The organism is Streptomyces sp. NBC_00038 (assembly GCF_026343635.1).
Classification (GTDB): domain Bacteria; phylum Actinomycetota; class Actinomycetes; order Streptomycetales; family Streptomycetaceae; genus Streptomyces.
In genome coordinates this window covers 3,189,461-3,206,026 of the sequence record NZ_JAPELQ010000001.1, presented here as the reverse complement: position 1 = coordinate 3,206,026, position 16,566 = coordinate 3,189,461, and the positions used below count along the sequence as shown (strand labels likewise).

At 69.7% G+C, this 16,566-nt stretch carries 19 protein-coding genes; 9 read left to right on the top strand and 10 right to left on the bottom strand.

Annotated elements, in window-relative coordinates; translation table 11 throughout:
• Nucleotides 1-152: 152 nt before the first annotated feature.
• Nucleotides 153-497, bottom strand: a complete 345-nt coding sequence (locus OG219_RS14695; RefSeq protein WP_266826647.1) for a hypothetical protein — start codon at nt 495-497, stop codon at nt 153-155.
• A 158-nt stretch (nt 498-655) separates the two neighbouring features.
• Here OG219_RS14695 and OG219_RS14690 point away from each other — a divergent pair, with 158 nt between their 5' ends.
• Together OG219_RS14690 and OG219_RS14685 are read left to right on the top strand one after the other, a co-directional pair.
• Nucleotides 656-2,113, top strand: coding sequence for an aldehyde dehydrogenase (locus tag OG219_RS14690; protein WP_266826645.1), 1,458 nt, complete (start codon nt 656-658; stop codon nt 2,111-2,113).
• Between the two features lie 2 nt (nt 2,114-2,115).
• Nucleotides 2,116-2,349: a ferredoxin gene (locus OG219_RS14685; RefSeq protein ID WP_266826643.1), complete on the top strand. Its 234-nt coding sequence runs from the start codon at nt 2,116-2,118 to the stop codon at nt 2,347-2,349.
• Between the two features lie 5 nt (nt 2,350-2,354).
• On the opposite strand, the gene OG219_RS14680 is transcribed toward OG219_RS14685, so the two are convergent.
• Nucleotides 2,355-3,047 carry a TetR family transcriptional regulator gene (locus OG219_RS14680; protein WP_266826641.1) on the bottom strand — a complete coding sequence of 231 codons (693 nt, stop codon included), beginning with the start codon at nt 3,045-3,047 and terminating at the stop codon, nt 2,355-2,357.
• A 250-nt stretch (nt 3,048-3,297) separates the two neighbouring features.
• Here OG219_RS14680 and OG219_RS14675 point away from each other — a divergent pair, with 250 nt between their 5' ends.
• From OG219_RS14675 to OG219_RS14665, 3 genes are read left to right on the top strand one after another with little or no spacing between them, the layout of a single operon-like run.
• Nucleotides 3,298-4,722, top strand: coding sequence for a glycosyltransferase family 4 protein (locus OG219_RS14675; RefSeq protein WP_266826639.1), 1,425 nt, complete (start codon nt 3,298-3,300; stop codon nt 4,720-4,722).
• Nucleotides 4,716-5,462, top strand: coding sequence for a class I SAM-dependent methyltransferase (locus OG219_RS14670; protein ID WP_266826637.1), 747 nt, complete (start codon nt 4,716-4,718; stop codon nt 5,460-5,462). Before OG219_RS14675 ends, OG219_RS14670 begins: the two co-directional genes overlap by 7 nt.
• A complete protein-coding gene (locus tag OG219_RS14665) occupies nt 5,459-6,529 on the top strand; it encodes a prenyltransferase/squalene oxidase repeat-containing protein (RefSeq protein WP_266826635.1) in 1,071 nt (356 codons plus the stop codon). Before OG219_RS14670 ends, OG219_RS14665 begins: the two co-directional genes overlap by 4 nt.
• Before the next feature lie 27 nt (nt 6,530-6,556).
• On the opposite strand, the gene OG219_RS14660 is transcribed toward OG219_RS14665, so the two are convergent.
• Together OG219_RS14660 and OG219_RS14655 are read right to left on the bottom strand one after the other, a co-directional pair.
• On the bottom strand, nt 6,557-6,844 hold the full coding sequence (locus OG219_RS14660; RefSeq protein WP_266463580.1) for a hypothetical protein: 288 nt from the start codon (nt 6,842-6,844) through the stop codon (nt 6,557-6,559).
• A 101-nt stretch (nt 6,845-6,945) separates the two neighbouring features.
• Nucleotides 6,946-7,713, bottom strand: coding sequence for a pirin-like bicupin family protein (locus tag OG219_RS14655; RefSeq protein ID WP_266826633.1), 768 nt, complete (start codon nt 7,711-7,713; stop codon nt 6,946-6,948).
• A gap of 218 nt (nt 7,714-7,931) precedes the next feature.
• Between OG219_RS14655 and OG219_RS14650 the strand changes: the two genes are divergently transcribed.
• The 4 genes from OG219_RS14650 to OG219_RS14635 all read left to right on the top strand — a co-directional run bounded on the left by OG219_RS14650 (nt 7,932) and on the right by OG219_RS14635 (nt 9,846).
• Nucleotides 7,932-8,066, top strand: coding sequence for a hypothetical protein (locus OG219_RS14650; protein WP_266826631.1), 135 nt, complete (start codon nt 7,932-7,934; stop codon nt 8,064-8,066).
• An 18-nt stretch (nt 8,067-8,084) separates the two neighbouring features.
• Nucleotides 8,085-8,429 carry a MarR family winged helix-turn-helix transcriptional regulator gene (locus OG219_RS14645; RefSeq protein WP_266826629.1) on the top strand — a complete coding sequence of 115 codons (345 nt, stop codon included), beginning with the start codon at nt 8,085-8,087 and terminating at the stop codon, nt 8,427-8,429.
• 272 nt (nt 8,430-8,701) lie between these two features.
• Nucleotides 8,702-9,121 (top strand): ester cyclase, encoded by a 420-nt coding sequence (locus tag OG219_RS14640; RefSeq protein ID WP_266826627.1) that lies wholly within the window; start codon nt 8,702-8,704, stop codon nt 9,119-9,121.
• A 188-nt stretch (nt 9,122-9,309) separates the two neighbouring features.
• Entirely contained in the window at nt 9,310-9,846 is a 537-nt protein-coding gene (locus OG219_RS14635) for a nuclear transport factor 2 family protein (RefSeq protein ID WP_266826625.1), read from the top strand.
• Nucleotides 9,847-10,050: 204 nt separating this feature from the next.
• Here the strand turns inward: OG219_RS14635 and OG219_RS14630 are convergent, their stop codons facing one another.
• The 6 genes from OG219_RS14630 to OG219_RS14605 form a co-directional block, all read right to left on the bottom strand.
• Nucleotides 10,051-11,061: an LLM class F420-dependent oxidoreductase gene (locus tag OG219_RS14630; RefSeq protein ID WP_266826623.1), complete on the bottom strand. Its 1,011-nt coding sequence runs from the start codon at nt 11,059-11,061 to the stop codon at nt 10,051-10,053.
• A gap of 116 nt (nt 11,062-11,177) precedes the next feature.
• Nucleotides 11,178-12,014 (bottom strand): DUF5336 domain-containing protein, encoded by an 837-nt coding sequence (locus tag OG219_RS14625; protein WP_266826621.1) that lies wholly within the window; start codon nt 12,012-12,014, stop codon nt 11,178-11,180.
• Nucleotides 12,015-12,175: 161 nt separating this feature from the next.
• Nucleotides 12,176-13,117 (bottom strand): N-acetylmuramoyl-L-alanine amidase, encoded by a 942-nt coding sequence (locus tag OG219_RS14620; protein WP_266826619.1) that lies wholly within the window; start codon nt 13,115-13,117, stop codon nt 12,176-12,178.
• A 71-nt stretch (nt 13,118-13,188) separates the two neighbouring features.
• A complete protein-coding gene (locus OG219_RS14615) occupies nt 13,189-13,827 on the bottom strand; it encodes a LysE family translocator (protein ID WP_266826617.1) in 639 nt (212 codons plus the stop codon).
• 73 nt (nt 13,828-13,900) lie between these two features.
• Nucleotides 13,901-14,551, bottom strand: a complete 651-nt coding sequence (locus OG219_RS14610; protein ID WP_266826615.1) for a class I SAM-dependent methyltransferase — start codon at nt 14,549-14,551, stop codon at nt 13,901-13,903.
• 110 nt (nt 14,552-14,661) lie between these two features.
• Nucleotides 14,662-16,401 (bottom strand): MFS transporter, encoded by a 1,740-nt coding sequence (locus OG219_RS14605; protein WP_266826613.1) that lies wholly within the window; start codon nt 16,399-16,401, stop codon nt 14,662-14,664.
• Nucleotides 16,402-16,566 lie beyond the last annotated feature (165 nt).

The window sequence follows — 16,566 nt, the reverse complement described above, 5'->3', positions numbered from 1 at the left end:
TCCTTTATTTGTGACGCGGGCATGACATATCGCACGCAGGATGGATGCCGCGTGATGGATGTCGGGTGGTGCGTGAGGAGTGACGCGTGGCGAGTGACGGGTGATGCGCGGTGGAGGTGCTCAACCCGCCGTGGCTTGACGGGAGTTGCCGATTACCAGCAGTCCGGGTCGAACAGAACCTTCAGGCCTTCGCACGGGTACACGGTCGGCATGTCGGCAGGCTCCGCGTACTGGACGATGGCCCGCTGCCAGCCCGTCCGGATCTCCGCGGTGCTCATCTTCGAGGTGTCGGGAAGCTGCTCCCCGTGCTCTGTGAGCGTCTCGCCCCAGTCGCGGATCATCTCGTCCCGGGTGGCGGGCGTCGCCGTCTGGCTGGACACCCCGGGGTGCTGCGCCTCTCCGTTCGCCGAAACGGCCCACCCGGCGCCGCAGACGGTGAGTGCCACAACCGCCACGGCGATCGCCCACCGGCGGCCCCGCCCACTGCTGTTCGCCATCCCCGTTTACCTCCCCTTGACTTGATCATCGTAGAGCCGGGGAGATCCGGAAGGTGTGGCGAAGTGGTGTGAGGGCCGTGGACTCCTCCGAGTGGAACTGGTATCAGTTTCCATATCTGATGAACCGTCAGGGAACGTCCCCGGAGAGGCAGTCGGCCATGACCGAGCTCGTGGAACACGGACAGCTGTTCATAGGCGGGGAGTTGACGGACCCGCTGGGCAAGGACGTCATCGAGGTGATCTCGCCGCACACGGAAGAGGTCATCGGACGCGTCCCGCACGCGTCGACGGCGGACGTCGACCGGGCCGTCGCCGTCGCGCGGCAGGCCTTCGACGAGGGGCCCTGGCCGCGGATGAGCCTCGACGAGCGGGTGGAGGTGGTGAGCCGGATCAAGGACGGGATCGCCGTACGCCACGAGGAGATCGCCCGCGTCATCTCCTCCGAGAACGGCTCCCCGTACTCCTGGAGCGTCCTCGCGCAGGCCCTCGGCGCGATGATGGTGTGGGACGCGGCGATCACGGTCGCGCGCGGTTTCACGTACGAGGAGACGCGCGACGGGGTCCTCGGGAAGATCCTCGTGCGGCGGGAGCCGGTGGGCGTGGTCGCGGCCGTCGTCCCGTGGAACGTGCCGCAGTTCGTGGCGGCCGCCAAGCTCGCCCCCGCGCTCCTCGCCGGCTGCACCGTCATACTCAAGCCGTCGCCCGAATCACCCCTGGACGCCTATCTGTTGGGGGAGATCGCGAAGGACGCCGGGCTGCCGGAGGGCGTCCTGTCGATCCTCCCGGCGGACCGCGAGGTGAGCGAGTACCTGGTCGGGCACCCCGGGATCGACAAGGTGTCCTTCACCGGGTCCGTCGGGGCGGGCAGGCGCGTGATGGAGGTCGCCTCGCGCAATCTCACCCGCGTGACACTGGAGTTGGGCGGCAAGTCGGCGGCGGTGGTCCTGCCGGACGCGGACATCGCGACGTCCGTCCCCGGGATCGTCGGGGCGGCCTGGATGAACAACGGGCAGGCGTGCGTCGCCCAGACCCGCATCCTGCTGCCCCGCTCGCGCTACGACGAGTTCGCGGACGCCTTCGCCGCGGCGGCGAGCGCGCTGGTCGTCGGCGACCCGCTGGACCCGGCGACCCAGGTCGGCCCGCTGGTCGCGAAGCGGCAGCAGCAGCGGAACTTCGACTACATCCGCATCGGCCAGGAGGAGGGCGCCAAGGTCCTCACCGGCGGCGGCCGTCCGCCCGGTCTCGACCGCGGCTGGTACGTCGAGCCGACCCTCTTCGGCGACGTCGACAACTCCATGCGGATCGCCCGCGAAGAGATCTTCGGCCCGGTGATCTGCCTCCTTCCCTACGGTGACGAGGACGAGGCGCTGAAGATCGCCAACGACTCCGACTACGGGCTGAGCGGCAGCGTGTGGACGGCCGACGTCGGGCACGGCATCGAGTTCGCCCGCGGGGTCCGTACCGGCACGTACAACGTGAACACCTTCAGCCTCGACATGCTCGGCCCCTTCGGCGGCTACAAGAACTCAGGGCTGGGGCGGGAGTTCGGGCCCGAGGGCCTCAGCGAGTTCCTGGAGCACAAGATGATCCACCTGCCGGCCGGCTGGGAGGCGTAGCAATGGGCGACCGCTGGCAGATCGAGGTCGACCGCTCCCTCTGCATCGGCTCGGCCCAGTGCGTCCACCTCGCCCCGGACGCGTTCCGCCTCGACACCGGCATGCAGTCCCACCCGGCCGACCCGGAGACCGACGCCAACGAGAAGATCCTGGAGGCGGCGGAGGGGTGCCCGGTGGAGGCGATCATGATCACACTGCTGGGGAGCGGGGAGCCGGTGTTCCCGCCAGAGGAGTAGCCCGGTCAGTGCTGGTCACGTGGGTCCGTGAGGTCGATCAGGCGGCAGACCGTCTCGATGTCGATCTTGACCTGGGCGATGGAGGCTCGGCCGGAGAGCCAGGTGATGAGGGCCGAGTGCCAGGTGTGCTCGATGACGCGGACGGCGGAGAGCTGGGCGGGGGTGGGGTCGTCGAGGCCCATCGCGTCGAGGATGATCACCGTGGTCATCCGGGAGACCTGGTCGACCTCGGGGCTGACGCTGCGGTCCGCGAAGGTGAGCGCGCGGACCATGGCGTCGGCGAGGTGGGGCTCGCGCTGCAGGGCGCGGAAGGCCCGCATCAGGGTCTCCGCGACGCGCTCGGCGGCCGTGTCCCCGGCCGGCGGCTTCTTGCGCAGGGTGCCGTGCATGTGTTCCAGCTGGTCCTGCATGGTGGCGACCAGCAGATGGACCTTCGACGGGAAGTAGCGGTAGAGGGTGCCGAGGGCGACCTGCGAGGACTCCGCGACCTCGCGCATCTGCACCGCGTCGAAGCCGCCCCGGCTGGCCAGTTGCGCGCTCGCGTGCAGGATCCTGCGGCGGCGCGCCTCCTGCCGCTCGGTGAGCGGGGGAGAGGCGGGGAACTCGGTGGAGTGCGTGGTGGTGCGCGGGGGGTGCGGCGCGGCGGATCCCGAGCCCGGTCGCGCGCTGTTCGTGTCCGCCTTGGCTTCCGCAGGCATGGTTCCCGTTCCGTGACATTCCGTGACATCAGCGAGAGGAGCGACGAGTCGGCGCAGCAGCGTATTCGACCGCGGTGCGGACCGGGCGACCATGCCACCTCGTCGTGGCGTGAATCACCTGATCCACCGCTCACAGCGGCGCTACCTGCCGGTAGATTCAATGCTCCTTGAACGATCAAGTCTGAAACTTGTTCTAGATTAGCGTCCCGGCGTAATCTCGCGGGAAAGTGCAGGGAGAAGGGGGCCGAGAGTGACCGCTGAGGCCATGGAGGCGGGCCCCGGGGAGGGTGCGGCCGCCGACGGCGAACGACCGTTGCGCATCGCGCTCCTCACGTACAAGGGGAACCCGTTCTGCGGCGGCCAGGGTGTGTACGTACGACACCTCTCGCGCGAGCTCGCCCGACTCGGACACCATGTCGAGGTCATCGGCTCCCAGCCCTATCCGGTGCTGGACGAAGGCCTGCCCGCCCTGAGCCTCACCGAGCTGCCCAGCCTCGACCTGTACCGCCAGCCCGACCCCTTTCGCACCCCCAGGCGCGGTGAGTACCGGGACTGGGTCGACGCGCTGGAGGTCGGCACGATGTGGACCGGCGGCTTTCCCGAGCCGCTGACGTTCTCGCTGCGCGCCCGCCACCATCTCCGGGCCCGGCGCGGCGAGTTCGACGTCATCCACGACAACCAGACGCTGGGATACGGGCTGTTGGGCGATGTCGGTGCCCCGCTGGTCACCACCATCCACCACCCCATCACCGTCGACCGGCAGTTGGAGCTGGACGCCGCCGAGGGCTGGAAGCGGCGGATGTCCGTGCGCCGCTGGTACGCCTTCACGCGCATGCAGAAGCGGGTCGCGCGCCGCCTGCCGTCCGTGCTCACCGTCTCCGGTACCTCACGCCAGGAGATCGTCGAACACCTCGGCGTACGCGACGACCGCATCCACGTCGTGCACATCGGCGCGGACACCGACCTTTTCTCGCCGGATCCCGCGGTGCCGCAGGTGCCGGGCCGGATCGTCACCACCTCCAGCGCGGACGTGCCGCTCAAGGGGCTCGTCTTCCTCGTCGAGGCGCTCGCGAAGGTGCGCACCGAGCACCCGGGCGCGCACCTCGTCGTCGTCGGCAGGCGTGCCGAGGACGGGCCCGTCGCCCAGGCCATCGAGCGGTACGGCCTCGAAGGCGCCGTCGAGTTCGTCAAGGGGATCTCCGACGCCGAACTCGTCGACCTCGTACGGTCGGCCGAGGTCGCCTGTGTGCCCTCCCTGTACGAGGGGTTCTCCCTCCCCGCCGCCGAGGCGATGGCGACGGGCACGCCGCTCGTGGCCACCACCGGCGGGGCCATCCCGGAGGTCGCGGGCCCCGACGGCGAAACCTGCCTCGCCGTGCCCCCCGGCGACTCGGGCGCACTGGCCGCCGCCCTGAGCCGAGTCCTGGGCAACCCGGAACTCCGGGCCCGCCTGGGCTCCGCCGGCCGCGCGCGCGTACTGGCCCGCTTCACCTGGGCCCGAGCCGCCGAGGGCACGGTGACCCGGTACCGCGAGGCAATGACCCGCTCCGCGGCCGAAGCCACTCTCTCCGTGGGCGAACCGCCAAGCCCTCACCGCTCCGCGCCCCAGCCTCCCGGCCGCTCCGCGGCCTCAACAGATCCCGCCCCCGATCGCGAAAGCAGGGCCACGTGCTGACCGTCGACTTCTCCCGGTTCCCGCTCGCCCCGGGCGACCGCGTACTGGACCTCGGATGCGGTGCCGGCCGGCACGCGTTCGAGTGCTACCGGCGCGGTGCCCAGGTAGTGGCGCTGGATCAGAACGGCGAGGAGATCCGCGAGGTCGCCAAGTGGTTCGAGGCGATGAAGGAGGCGGGCGAGGCGCCGGCCGGGGCCACCGCGACGGCCATGGAGGGCGACGCCCTCGCGCTGCCGTTCCCCGACGAGTCCTTCGACGTCGTGATCATCTCCGAGGTCATGGAGCACATCCCGGACGACAAGGGCGTACTCGCGGAGATGGTCCGGGTCCTCAGGCCGGGCGGCCGCATCGCGATCACCGTCCCGCGCTACGGGCCCGAGAAGGTCTGCTGGACGCTGTCCGACGCGTACCACGAGGTCGAGGGCGGCCACATCCGCATCTACAAGGCGGACGAACTGCTGAGCAAGATCAAGGAAGCCGGCCTCCGGCCGTACGGCACCCACCACGCGCACGCCCTCCACAGCCCCTACTGGTGGCTGAAGTGCGCGTTCGGCGTCGACAACGACAAGGCGCTGCCCGTGCGGGCGTACCACAAGCTCCTGGTCTGGGACATCATGAAGAAACCGCTCGCCACCCGGGTCGCGGAGAACGCGCTGAACCCGCTGATCGGCAAGAGCTTCGTGGCGTACGCGACCAAGCCCCACCTGCCCGTCGACTCCGCCGCGGTGGACGCTTCGTGACGACTCCCCGGACAGAACACCTCGTCCTGCCCGGGGTCCTCACCGCCGAGCAGGCTGCCGCCACGGTGCGCGGGATCCTCGCGGTGCAGCGCCCGGACGGTGCCATCCCGTGGTACCGCGGACATCACCTGGACCCGTGGGACCACACCGAGGCGGCCATGGCGTTGGACGCGGCGGGGGAGCACGAGGCGGCTGAGCGCGCCTACGAGTGGCTCGCGCGCCACCAGAACCAGGACGGCTCCTGGTACGCGGCCTACGCCGACGGGGACTTCGAGGACGTCACCGACCGCGGCCTGGAGACCAACTTCTGCGCGTACATCGCGGTGGGCGTCTGGCACCACTATCTCGCGACGGGCGACGACGCGTTCCTGGACCGGATGTGGCCGAACGTCTACGCGGCGATGGAGTTCGTGCTCCGGCTCCAGCAGCCCGGCGGGCAGATCGGCTGGAAGCGCGAGGCCGACGGCCGGGCCGTCGACGACGCGCTGCTGACCGGGAGTTCGTCGATCCACCACGCGCTGCGCTGCGCGCTCGCGATCGCCGAACAGCGTGAAGAGCCGCAGCCCGACTGGGAGTTGGCGGTGGGCGCGCTGCGGCACGCGATCCGCAGGCACCCCGAGCGGTTCCTCGACAAGGACCGCTACTCGATGGACTGGTACTACCCGGTGCTCGGCGGCGCGTTGACCGGCGCCGAGGCCAAGTCCCGTATCGAGGAGGGCTGGAACCGCTTCGTGGTCCCCGGAGTCGGCGTCCGCTGCGTGGTCCCCAACCCGTGGGTGACCGGCGGCGAATCGGCCGAACTGGCCCTGGCGCTCTGGGCCGTGGGCGAATCCGACCGCGCCCTGGAGATCCTCCAGTCCATCCAGCACCTGCGCGACCCGAAGAGCGGCCTGTACTGGACCGGCTACGTCTTCGAGGACCAGGCCATCTGGCCCGAGGAACTCACCAGCTGGACAGCAGGCTCGCTCCTGCTGGCCGTCGCCGCACTGGGCGGCGACGAACCCACCTGCGCCGTCTTCAGCGGCGAACGCCTTCCGACGGGCCTGGACCCCGACTGCTGCCAGTAGCCAGTAGGGGTCCAGGTCCGCGGGGTTTCAGCGCCGGTGCATCCGGTTGGCGACGGCGTGGCCGACGAAGAGGTAGACGATGGCTGCGAGGCCGTAGCCCGCGACGACGCGAGCCCATTCCTCGTCGAACGTGAACAGGTCGCGGGACCAGCCCGCAAGCCACGCCGCCACGTCGTGAACGAACTGCACCAGGTCGTTGGCGCGGTTCGCGTCCATTAGATACATGATGATCCAGAGACCGATGATGACGGCCATCGCATTCGCGACGAGCGCGATGACCGTCCCCGCCGGGTTGGAACGATTCTCAGGGGCCATGCCCTCCGGGTTGCCCGCGAATCCTGGATGAAACCCGTACGGGTTCGCTCAAGTGGCGCGGTCGCCGGCCCCGGGTGACGCCGGCCACTCCACGCTCCCGGTCACATGGCGATGGTGGCGTGCATCTCCCACACGAGGATCTCGGCGGGCTCGGTGGCGCTGACCCGGTGCCCGCCCGTCGCCGTGAAACGCACCGCGTCGCCCTCGTTGAGTTTGCCGGTGCCCTCCAGGTCCACAGAGCCGCGGGCTGTGAACAGGTGCAGGTACGGTGCCTCGGGCAGCATCACATGTTGACCGGGGCGCAGCCGTGCGACGTGCAGCGCGGCATGCCGGTTCTGGATCCGGATGGCGCTGGCGTTCTCGTGCTTGTCCATGCCGGACGCCACCGTGACCAGCCCCCCGGTCAGCAACTCGCCGTCGATTTCCAGCTGTTCGTAGCCCGGCGTGACGCCGGGCTCGTCGGGCAGGACCCACATCTGGATGAAGTGCACCGGGTCGGTGGGACGTTCGCCGGCCAGCCGGTAGGAGTCGTTCTTCTCCGAGTGCAGGATGCCGGTGCCGGCGCTCATTCGCTGGGCCAGACCGGGGTAGACCACGCCGGAGTGGCCGCTGGAATCCTGGTGGACGAGCGAGCCCTGAAGTACCCAGGTGACGATCTCCATGTCCCGATGCGGGTGCGTGTCGAAGCCCGTACCCGGCTGCACCAGATCCTCGTTGTTGACCAGCGGAAGACCGTGGTGCGTGTTGGTCGGATCCGGCTGCTGGGTACCGAGGGAGAACGAGTGTTTGGATTGGAGCCAGGACAGTTTGCTTGCCGACCGGCGGCCGGCCCGCCGTACGTCCACCCTGGGTGTCAGCAGTGCGCTCACGATGCGCTTCCTCTCCGCGCGGGGACCTGGGGGAGAGCGGTACGGGCGCGGCGTCACCGATGGCCATCGGGTCACCGAAAGCTGTTGCTGCCACCCTGCCGGCCCCAGGCAACCAAGACATTCAATATTCAACGTTCGAAGTCTACGCCTGAATCACATGAAGATTCAAGTGATCCGAGCCCCCATCCCGTGTCCGGCGGCCCTGATGCGCTCTCGAAATGTCCACCTCCGACACGTCGCCGCAGGCGGACGAGCGCGCCGACATGTGGCTCACGTCGGCCGAACTGGCGTCATGGATGTCGGTGGCCCGCCTGATGGCCCAACTCCCCTGGGCCCTGGACGCACAGCTGTAGCGCGACGCCGAGCTGAGCATGGTCGAGTACATGACCATGGCCATGCTGGTCAAGGCCCCTGAGCGGACCTTGCGCATGAGTGTGCTGGCCGAGCGCACCAGCACTTCACTGTCCCGGCTGTCGCACCTGGTGAAACGACTGGAAAACCGTGGCTACGTCCGGCGTGAACCGGGCCCGGGTGATGGGCGCTTCACCAACGCCATCCTCCTGCCTGACGGCGTGAGGAAGCTGGAATCGGCGGCGCCCGGCCATGTGGCCCATGTTCGGCAGCTCGTGGTGGACAACCTCTCCGGTGAGCGCCTGCGCCGACTCGGCCAGGATGCCGAGCGCATCGTGCGGCGCATCGACTCCCCCGCACGCTGAACGCGCCGGTCGCGCACCGGGCAGTTGCCTCGCCCTGACTCCGCGGCGGGGCCCGCGCCCTGACGGCGGCGCAGCCCCCACCGCGCCCCCGCCATGCGGCTCGAGTGTTTGACCCGCGTTCGGACCCAGGCCGCCCAACTGCCGCAACGGCAGCCTTGTTTCAATCTATGACTTGAGTGTTAAAGTCATTGGTGTGAAGGCGGAGCTCGAATCCCTCGTGTGCCGGCTCCACCTGCGGGTGGTAACGGCCGTGTGAACCAGGAGGACTGGAAATGCACCCCAATGAGAAGATCGCTCGCCGTTCCTATGAACTTGCCGAAGTGGTGGACGCCGCCGGTTTCATAGACACGTTCACCGAGGACGGGACCTTCAACATGATGACGGTCCCCATCACCTACCGCGGCGCCGAGCTCGGCACGATGGTCGAGAGTCTCGCCGCTGCGTTCCCCGACATGCACCGCGAGCTTCGGCGGGTCTACGTGGTCGGCAAAAACATGGTCATGGTGGAGCTGCGACTGCAAGGCACCCACCTGGGCCCGTTCCGGACGGCCAGCGGCATCCTCCAACCGACCGGCAGGCGCGTCGACGTCCCCACCCTGGACATGATCGAAATCGTCGGCGACAAGATCAAGCGCTTCGACTGCTACCCGATGGGCACCGTCAGGCTCCGGCAGCTCGGCGTGCCGGCCTGACACGGCAGCGCACCGTCGTGCCCGAAGACATCGTCGGCACGGTGCCGTTCCGCACCGGCGACGACGTCGAGTTCGTACGCCACCGACGGCGGCTGCACCCGCAGCCCCGGCCCTGATCAGAGCCACTTGTGTCCGCCCAAAGCCCATCGTGAAAGGCAGTACCGAGCATGCCTGATTTCGATTCTCAAGTGAACCGTCGTTCGTTCCTGGCCGGGTCGGCGAAGATCGCGGCCATCCCGGCGCTCGCTGCCGTGGCCGGCGGTATCCTCGCCGAGCCGGCTGCCGCCGCCGACTCCCAGGGAGAGTCCACGGGGCACCACAACGAGAGCATCGTTCGCCGTGCCTATCAGATCGCCGACGACGTGGACATCCCTGGCTGGACAGCGTTGTTCACCGAGGACGGGACCTTCACCGACGTGTCGGTCCCCTTCACCTACGTCGGCAACACGCTCGACAAGCCGATCGCGGACTACGCGAAGGCGTTCCCCGACATCCACCGTGTGCTTGAGCGGTTTTTCGTGTCCGGCAACATGGTCTTCGTGCAGTTGCGCCTACAGGGCACCCACCTCGGCCCGCTGGTGACGCCCAGCCGCACCATCCCCCCGACCGGCAAGCGCATAGACGCCCCCTGCGCCGACGTGTTCGAACTCGCGCACGGCAAGATCAAGCGGCTCGACCACTACCCCGAGTACACCGTCATCGCCTCGCAGCTCGGCGTGTCCTGAATCGGCGGCAACCCGCGCACTGTCGTGTCCGGCGGCAGGTGTCACCTCATGTGACCTTGTGACCTGGTCGGTTGCAGGTAGGGAGGGGGCACCTTACGCCGTCGTACCGGAGTTCGTCTCGGTCACCGGGAGCTGACGGTCGACGCGGTTGCCATATTCAGCTGAGTTGAGCCCAGCCGAGTTGAGTTGAGTTGAGCCGAGAGGTCAGGAGTTGAGCTCGGCGAGTACCCGGAGTGTGTGCGGGTCGGTCGAGAGCACCAGCAGGTCGGTCACCGGCCCCTTCCGCCACAACTCCAGCCGCTCGGCGATGCGTTCACGCGGGCCGACGAGCGAGATGTCGTCCGCGAAAGCGTCGGGCACGGCGAGTACGGCCTCCTCGCGGCGCCCGGCGAGGAACAGCTCCTGGACGCGCCGGGCCTCCTCCTCGAAGCCCATCCGCGCCATCAGATCGGCGTGGAAGTTGCGGGCCGCGTGCCCCATCCCGCCGATGTAGAAGCCGAGCATCGCCTTCACGGGCAGCAGCCCTTCGGCGAGGTCGTCGCAGACGTGCGCGCGCGCCATGGGGGCGATGAGGAAGCCCTCGGGCAACTCGGTCAGTGAGGCCTCGTACGCCTGCGGACGGGTCGGCGACCAGTACAGCGGCAGCCACCCGTCCGCGATCCGGGTCGTCTGCGCGATGTTCTTCGGGCCCTCGGCGCCCAGCAGGACGGGCAGTTCGGCCCGCAAAGGATGCGTGATGGGCTTGAGCGGCTTGCCGAGACCGGTGCCGTCCGGGCCCCGGTAGGGATGGGAGTGGAAGCGCCCGTCCAGCTCGACGGGGGCTTCACGCCTGAGGACTTGGCGTACGACATCGACGTACTCCCGGGTCGCGGTCAGCGGCGACTTCGGGAACGGGCGCCCGTACCAGCCCTCGACGACCTGCGGCCCCGAAAGGCCGAGGCCCAGCATCATGCGCCCGCCCGAGAGATGGTCGAGGGTGAGCGCGTGCATCGCGGTGGTGGTGGGGGAGCGGGCCGCCATCTGCGCAACCGCCGTCCCCAGCTTGATCCTTGACGTCTGCGCGGCGATCCAGGTCAGCGGCGTGAAGGCGTCGGAGCCCCAGGACTCGGCGGTCCACACGGAGTGGTAGCCGAGGCGCTCCGCCTCCTGCGCGAGCGGTACGTGGTCGGCGGAGGGTCCGCGTCCCCAGTAGCCGAGTGCGAGACCGAGCCGCATGTCTCCTCCAGACGCCGGGTTCTGACGGTGCGTCAGATATAGGCGGATCGAGCGTACGACAACGGCCCCCCGCCCGAAAGGGCGAGGGGCCGTGCGGGATGACCGGAACGCGCGTGTCAGCCGCGCTGGATCCCCGACGTGTCCTGCAGAACACCGCGACGGCCGTCCTGCGTCTGCGCCACCAGGCTCGGGCCGCGCTGCTCGACGGCCAGGTACCAGGTGCCCGGCGCCAGTTCGGCGATCGGCGTCGGCGAACCGTCCTCCGCGTACAGCGGACGCGGCACCGGCACGGCGAACCAGAACGGGGAGAAGTCCCCGGCCGGCTGCTGCATCTGTGGGGCAGGCGCCTGTTGCGGCTGGCTCGGCTGACCGCCGTACGGCTGGCCCTGCTGCGGCTGCGCGCCGTAGGGCTGGCCGGGCTGCTGGGCGCCCGGGTAGCCGTAACCACCCTGCGGCTGACCGCCGTAGGGCTGGGGCGCGGCGGGCTTGGGGGCGGGCAGGAGCGCGCCCTTCAGGGCCGGGACGAGGGGAGTCGCGACGGCCGCACCGGCGAGGACCAGGGTGGCGATGACGATGAGGATCAGGCCGATGCCGGCGTCGACACCGCTGTCCGAGGCGTTACCGACGTTGTCGGTGCCGCCGAGCGGGTCGAAGATGTTCCCCAGCGCGCTCCAGGCGGCGAAGACCGTGAACGCCACGCCGAACGGGCCGAGGTCCAGGCCGGCGACCTTGGGAGGCTGCGGAAGGGCATGGGACACAATGATCAACGCGGCACCGATGATGCCCGCGAAGACGACGCCCATCAACAACGGCCCGCTCTGCCACGCATTCGGGATCTCGTAGTTGTCGGGGGCCCCGTCGATGGAGTAGATCGCGAGGAACGAGGCGATCAAGAGCAATACCGCTGCTCCGATCACCACGCCGTCGCCTCGAGTGAGGGAGCGGATATTCACTTCAGTCGGTCCTTCGTCAGTCGTCTCGTCATCGGTGGAGGCGTCGCTGCCACCATGCCGCCGTAAGGCCCTGGTGTGAAGCGCGGGGGTGGCCCCTCATCGTAAGGACGACACTATCGCCCGCCTCATCAGGGTGTCCGCCGGGTTCGACGCACTGATCGTCACTCGCGCAGAAAACTCATGATTCCATCAGAGATCCCACTTGCGGCCTTCTGCCGCCAAGCCCCGCTGGTCAGCCGGGCAGCGTCCTGGCTGTCGCGCATGTTGCCGCACTCGATGAACACCTTGGGAACCGTTGACAGATTGAGACCGCCGAGATCCGTGCGGACGTCGAGGCCGGTGCCGTCGCCGATGTAGTTGGAGGGCGCGGTGCCGGTCTCGCGGGCGAAGTTGCCCGCGATGCGCTCGCCGAGATCACGGGACGTCGCGACGATCGGACGGGTGTCGGCGGCGCCGTCGTGGACGGTCCCGGGAAGGATCACGTGGAAGCCGCGCTGGCCGGCGCCCGCGCCGTCGGCGTGGATCGAGACGACCGCGTCGGCGTGCGCCTTGTTGCCGATCTCGGCACGCTCGTCGATGCACGGGCCCCAGGAACGGTCGCCGTTCTGGGTGAACTTCACCGTGGCGCCCTGCTGTTGGAGGATCGTACGCAGCCGTCGGGACACGTCGAGCGTGAACTGAGCCTCCGTATAACCCGCGTTGGTCGCCGTGCCCGTGGTGTCGCACTCCTTCGAGTTCGTGCCGATGTCCACCTTGCGGTTGATCTCGGCAGTGTGCTGGAAGTTGCCCGGGTTGTGCCCGGGGTCGATGACGACGACCTTGCCCTTGAGGGGGGTGGGGGCGGCGGGTGCGGACGACGTGGGGCTCGATTCCTTGCTGTCGCTCGCGCCGGTGCTCGACGCCGTCGGTGACCCGGCCGCGGAGGAGGTCGCCCCCCGCGCCTGCTGCGGGGCGGAACCGCCGCCGGAGTCGTCGGCCACCGCCTGCCACACCAGCCACCCGGCCAGTGCACCCGGAACCAGCGCGGCGACCGCGACGGTCAGCGGCCCGCGCCGGGAGCGGCGCGGCTGGGGAGGATCGAAGTCAGGGCCTACGTACGACACGGGTGCCACCCTACGGGGCGGCGTTCCGCGCAGTCCGCAGGGTGCCGGGGACGGCGCGCGAGCCTGCGCGTCTACTCCTTGCGGCCCGTCGCGGCGACCGTCACACCCAGGCCGATCATCGTGAGCCCGCCGACACCGCCGACCAGTGCGAGCCGCCGCGGCGAGTTGGCGAACCAGCTCCGCGCGCCGGCCGCCACCAGTCCCCAGGCGCTGTCGAAAACCACCGCGATGACATTGAAGACCAGCCCGAGCAGCAGCATCTGAGCGCTGACGTGCCCCTGGCTCCGGTCGACGAACTGAGGCAGTACGGCGGCGAAGAACACCATGGTCTTGGGGTTGGCCACGCCGACCGCGAACCCTTCCCACAGCGTGCGCAGACCGCCGCGCGTGGGACCGTCACCGGTGAACGCGGCCTGCAGCGAGCGCCGCTGCCGCACCGCCTTGACGCCGAGGTACACCAGGTACGCGGCGCCCGCCAGCTTCAGCACCGTGAAGACGAGCACCGAGCGCTCCACCACGGCCCCGACCCCGAGCGCCACCGCCACGACGAGCACGCAGGCCCCGAGCGTGTTCCCCACGACCGTCGTCAGCGCGGCACGGCGCCCCTGAGCCAGCGCCCGCCCGATCACGAACAGCACGCTGGGGCCGGGTATCACGATCAGCAGGAACGACATGGCCGCGAAGGCCAGCAGTCGGTCGGCAGGCATCATGCGGCCCAAGTGAACACGGGGGCCGCGCCCGCCTCCAGCCATTTTCCGCCGGGCGGGCCCTGCCTCAGCCGCTTCAGATACCCGGCCCCGTACGCCGCAGCACCCGCAGGGAGTCCGTCACCGACACCTCCGTGAACGCACCGGACTCCAGAGCCCGCAGGTAGACGCGGTACGGAGCCTGCCCGGTGAACTCGTCCGCCGGGTCCGGGAACACGTCGTGGATCAGCAGCAGCCCGCCCTCGGCGACGTGCGGTGCCCAGCCCTCGTAGTCGCCGGACGCGTGCTCGTCGGTGTGACCGCCGTCGATGAAGACGAGGCCGAGGGGGGTGCCCCAGAAGGCGGCGATCTGCGGCGAGCGGCCGACGACCGCGACCACGTGGTCCTCCAGGCCCGCCTTGTGGAGGGTGCGGCGGAAGGTGGGGAGTGTGTCCATGAGGCCGAGTTCCGGGTCGACCGTCGCCGGGTCGTGGTACTCCCAGCCCGGCTGCTGCTCCTCGCTGCCGCGGTGGTGGTCGACCGTGATCGCCGTGACCCCGGCGTCGCGCGCCGCGTCGGCGAGCAGGATCGTGGAGCGTCCGCAGTAGGTGCCGACCTCCAGGAGCGGCAGCCCCAGCCGGCCCGCCTCGACGGCGGCCTCGTACAGCGCGAGCCCCTCACCCGTGGGCATGAACCCCTTGGCGGCCTCGAAGGCGGCGAGAATCTCCGGCTTGGGTGCCGCGGGCATGGGGTTCCTCCATGGGAGCAGTACGGAACAGGGCGTACGTGTGTGTGGGCGCCCCATGGTGCACCAACACCCCCGTCGCCTGGGCGACGGGGGTGCACAGAACACACAGCTCAGGCCCGAACGGCCTCGACCGGCAGCGCCAGGTCCACGTCGACCGCACGCTCGTCCCCGGCGTGCGTCGCCGACGAGGCGAGCGGGCCGTGGCCGGAGGCCTTGGCGGCCAGGACGTACGGGCCCTCGGCGGGTACGGCGAGCACGTAGCTGCCGTCCTCCGCGGACAGGGTCGCGCCCGCCTGGCGGCCGCGCCGGTCGATGAGGGTGACCTTGGCGCGGGCGACGGGGTCGCCGCCGGCGTCGAGGACCCGGCCGCGGAAGCCGCCGAGAATCTCCTGCGCCCGCTCGAGGGCGGCGTCCTCCTCGCTGCTGGCGCGCAGCTGCGGCGCGGTCGCCGGGCGCCCGCGGGGGAGGAAGAGGGCCATCAGCAGGCCGATGGCGACGGCGCCCGTGGCGATCAGGAAGGAGACCCGGAAGCCGTGCATGGTGGGGACGGCGACGCCCCCGACGTTGTTCGCGGTGTTGGCAAGGACCATGCCGATGACGGCGCTGGACACCGATGTACCGATCGACCGCATCAGGGTGTTGAGGCCGTTGGCCGCACCGGTCTCCGAGGCGGGCACTGCGCCGACGATCAGCGCGGGGAGCGAGGAGTACGCGAGGCCGATGCCGGCGCCCAGGACGACCGCGATGACGATGGTCTGCCAGGCGGCGCTCATGAGGCCGAGGCCCGCGCCGTAGCCGATCGCGATGATCAGCATGCCGAGGATCAGGGTGACCTTGGGGCCGTACTTCGCGGAGATCTTGGCGTACACCGGCGCCGTGAACATCATCGTCAGGCCGAGCGGCGCCACGCACAGGCCCGCGACGACCATCGACTGGCCGAGGCCGTAGCCGGTGGACTTCGGCAGCTGGAGCAGCTGCGGCAGGACGAGCGAGACGGCGTAGAAGGCGACGCCGACCATGATCGAGGCGAGGTTGGTGAAGAGCACCGCGCGGCGGGCGGTGGTGCGCAGGTCCACCAGCGGGGCCTTCACGCGCAGCTCCATCACGCCCCACAGGAGGAGGACGACGGCCGCGGCGCCGAACAGGCCGAGCGTGGTGACCGAGGTCCAGCCCCAGTCGCTGCCCTTGGTGATCGGCAGCAGGAAGAGGATGAGGCCCGCGGAGAGTCCTATCGCGCCGAGGACGTCGAAGGTGCCCTTGGCGCGCATCGGGGACTCCGGTACGGCGACGAGGGTGAGGACGATCGAGAGGGTGCCCAGGCCCGCGGCGAGGAAGAAGAGGGCGTGCCAGTCGGCGTGCTGCGCGACCAGGGCCGCGAGCGGCAGCGCGAGTCCGCCGCCGACGCCGATCGAGGAGCTCATCAGGGCCATCGCCGAGCCGAGCTTCTCGCGGGGCAGCATGTCGCGCATCAGGCCGATGCCGAGCGGGATCGCGCCCATGGCGAAGCCCTGCAGGGAACGGCCGACGATCATCACGAGCAGCTGGCTGGTGAAACCGGCGATCAGTGAGCCGACGACCATCACGGACAGGCTCAGGATCAGCATGCGCCGCTTGCCGTACAGGTCACCGAGGCGGCCCATGATCGGGGTGGCCACGGCTCCCGCGAGGAGGGTCGAGGTCATCACCCAGGTGGCGTTGCTGGGCGCGGTGCCGAGCAGCTCCGGCAGGTCCTTGATGACCGGCACCAGCAGGGTCTGCATCACCGCGACAACGATGCCCGCGAAGGCGAGCACCGGCACGATCGCGCCGCTCGGCCTCCGCGTGGGCTGTTCTGTCGTCGTGTGCGTCATTACGTGAGGCCTCCAGGCCGAAGAAAGAGGGGTTGCTCGAAGGGTGAGCGGGGGGTGATCCGTGCGGGATACGTGCAAGGTGAACCCGGTGTGCCCGGGCAACTATTCCGATGCTTCGGCCTGCTAACGAATTCTTGACCTAGTCATGAGGATCTGACCTACCGT

Excerpts from the sequence above, each read along its gene's own strand:
- OG219_RS14695 (WP_266826647.1), bottom strand. The coding sequence starts at position 497 with ATGGCGAACAGCAGTGGGCGGGGCCGCCGGTGGGCGATCGCCGTGGCG.
- OG219_RS14690 (WP_266826645.1), top strand. The coding sequence starts at position 656 with ATGACCGAGCTCGTGGAACACGGACAGCTGTTCATAGGCGGGGAGTTG.
- OG219_RS14685 (WP_266826643.1), top strand. The coding sequence starts at position 2,116 with ATGGGCGACCGCTGGCAGATCGAGGTCGACCGCTCCCTCTGCATCGGC.
- OG219_RS14680 (WP_266826641.1), bottom strand. The coding sequence starts at position 3,047 with ATGCCTGCGGAAGCCAAGGCGGACACGAACAGCGCGCGACCGGGCTCG.
- OG219_RS14660 (WP_266463580.1), bottom strand. The coding sequence starts at position 6,844 with ATGGCCCCTGAGAATCGTTCCAACCCGGCGGGGACGGTCATCGCGCTC.
- OG219_RS14650 (WP_266826631.1), top strand. The coding sequence starts at position 7,932 with ATGTCCACCTCCGACACGTCGCCGCAGGCGGACGAGCGCGCCGACATG.
- OG219_RS14645 (WP_266826629.1), top strand. The coding sequence starts at position 8,085 with ATGGTCGAGTACATGACCATGGCCATGCTGGTCAAGGCCCCTGAGCGG.
- OG219_RS14640 (WP_266826627.1), top strand. The coding sequence starts at position 8,702 with ATGCACCCCAATGAGAAGATCGCTCGCCGTTCCTATGAACTTGCCGAA.
- OG219_RS14630 (WP_266826623.1), bottom strand. The coding sequence starts at position 11,061 with ATGCGGCTCGGTCTCGCACTCGGCTACTGGGGACGCGGACCCTCCGCC.
- OG219_RS14615 (WP_266826617.1), bottom strand. The coding sequence starts at position 13,827 with ATGATGCCTGCCGACCGACTGCTGGCCTTCGCGGCCATGTCGTTCCTG.
- OG219_RS14610 (WP_266826615.1), bottom strand. The coding sequence starts at position 14,551 with ATGCCCGCGGCACCCAAGCCGGAGATTCTCGCCGCCTTCGAGGCCGCC.
- OG219_RS14605 (WP_266826613.1), bottom strand. The coding sequence starts at position 16,401 with ATGACGCACACGACGACAGAACAGCCCACGCGGAGGCCGAGCGGCGCG.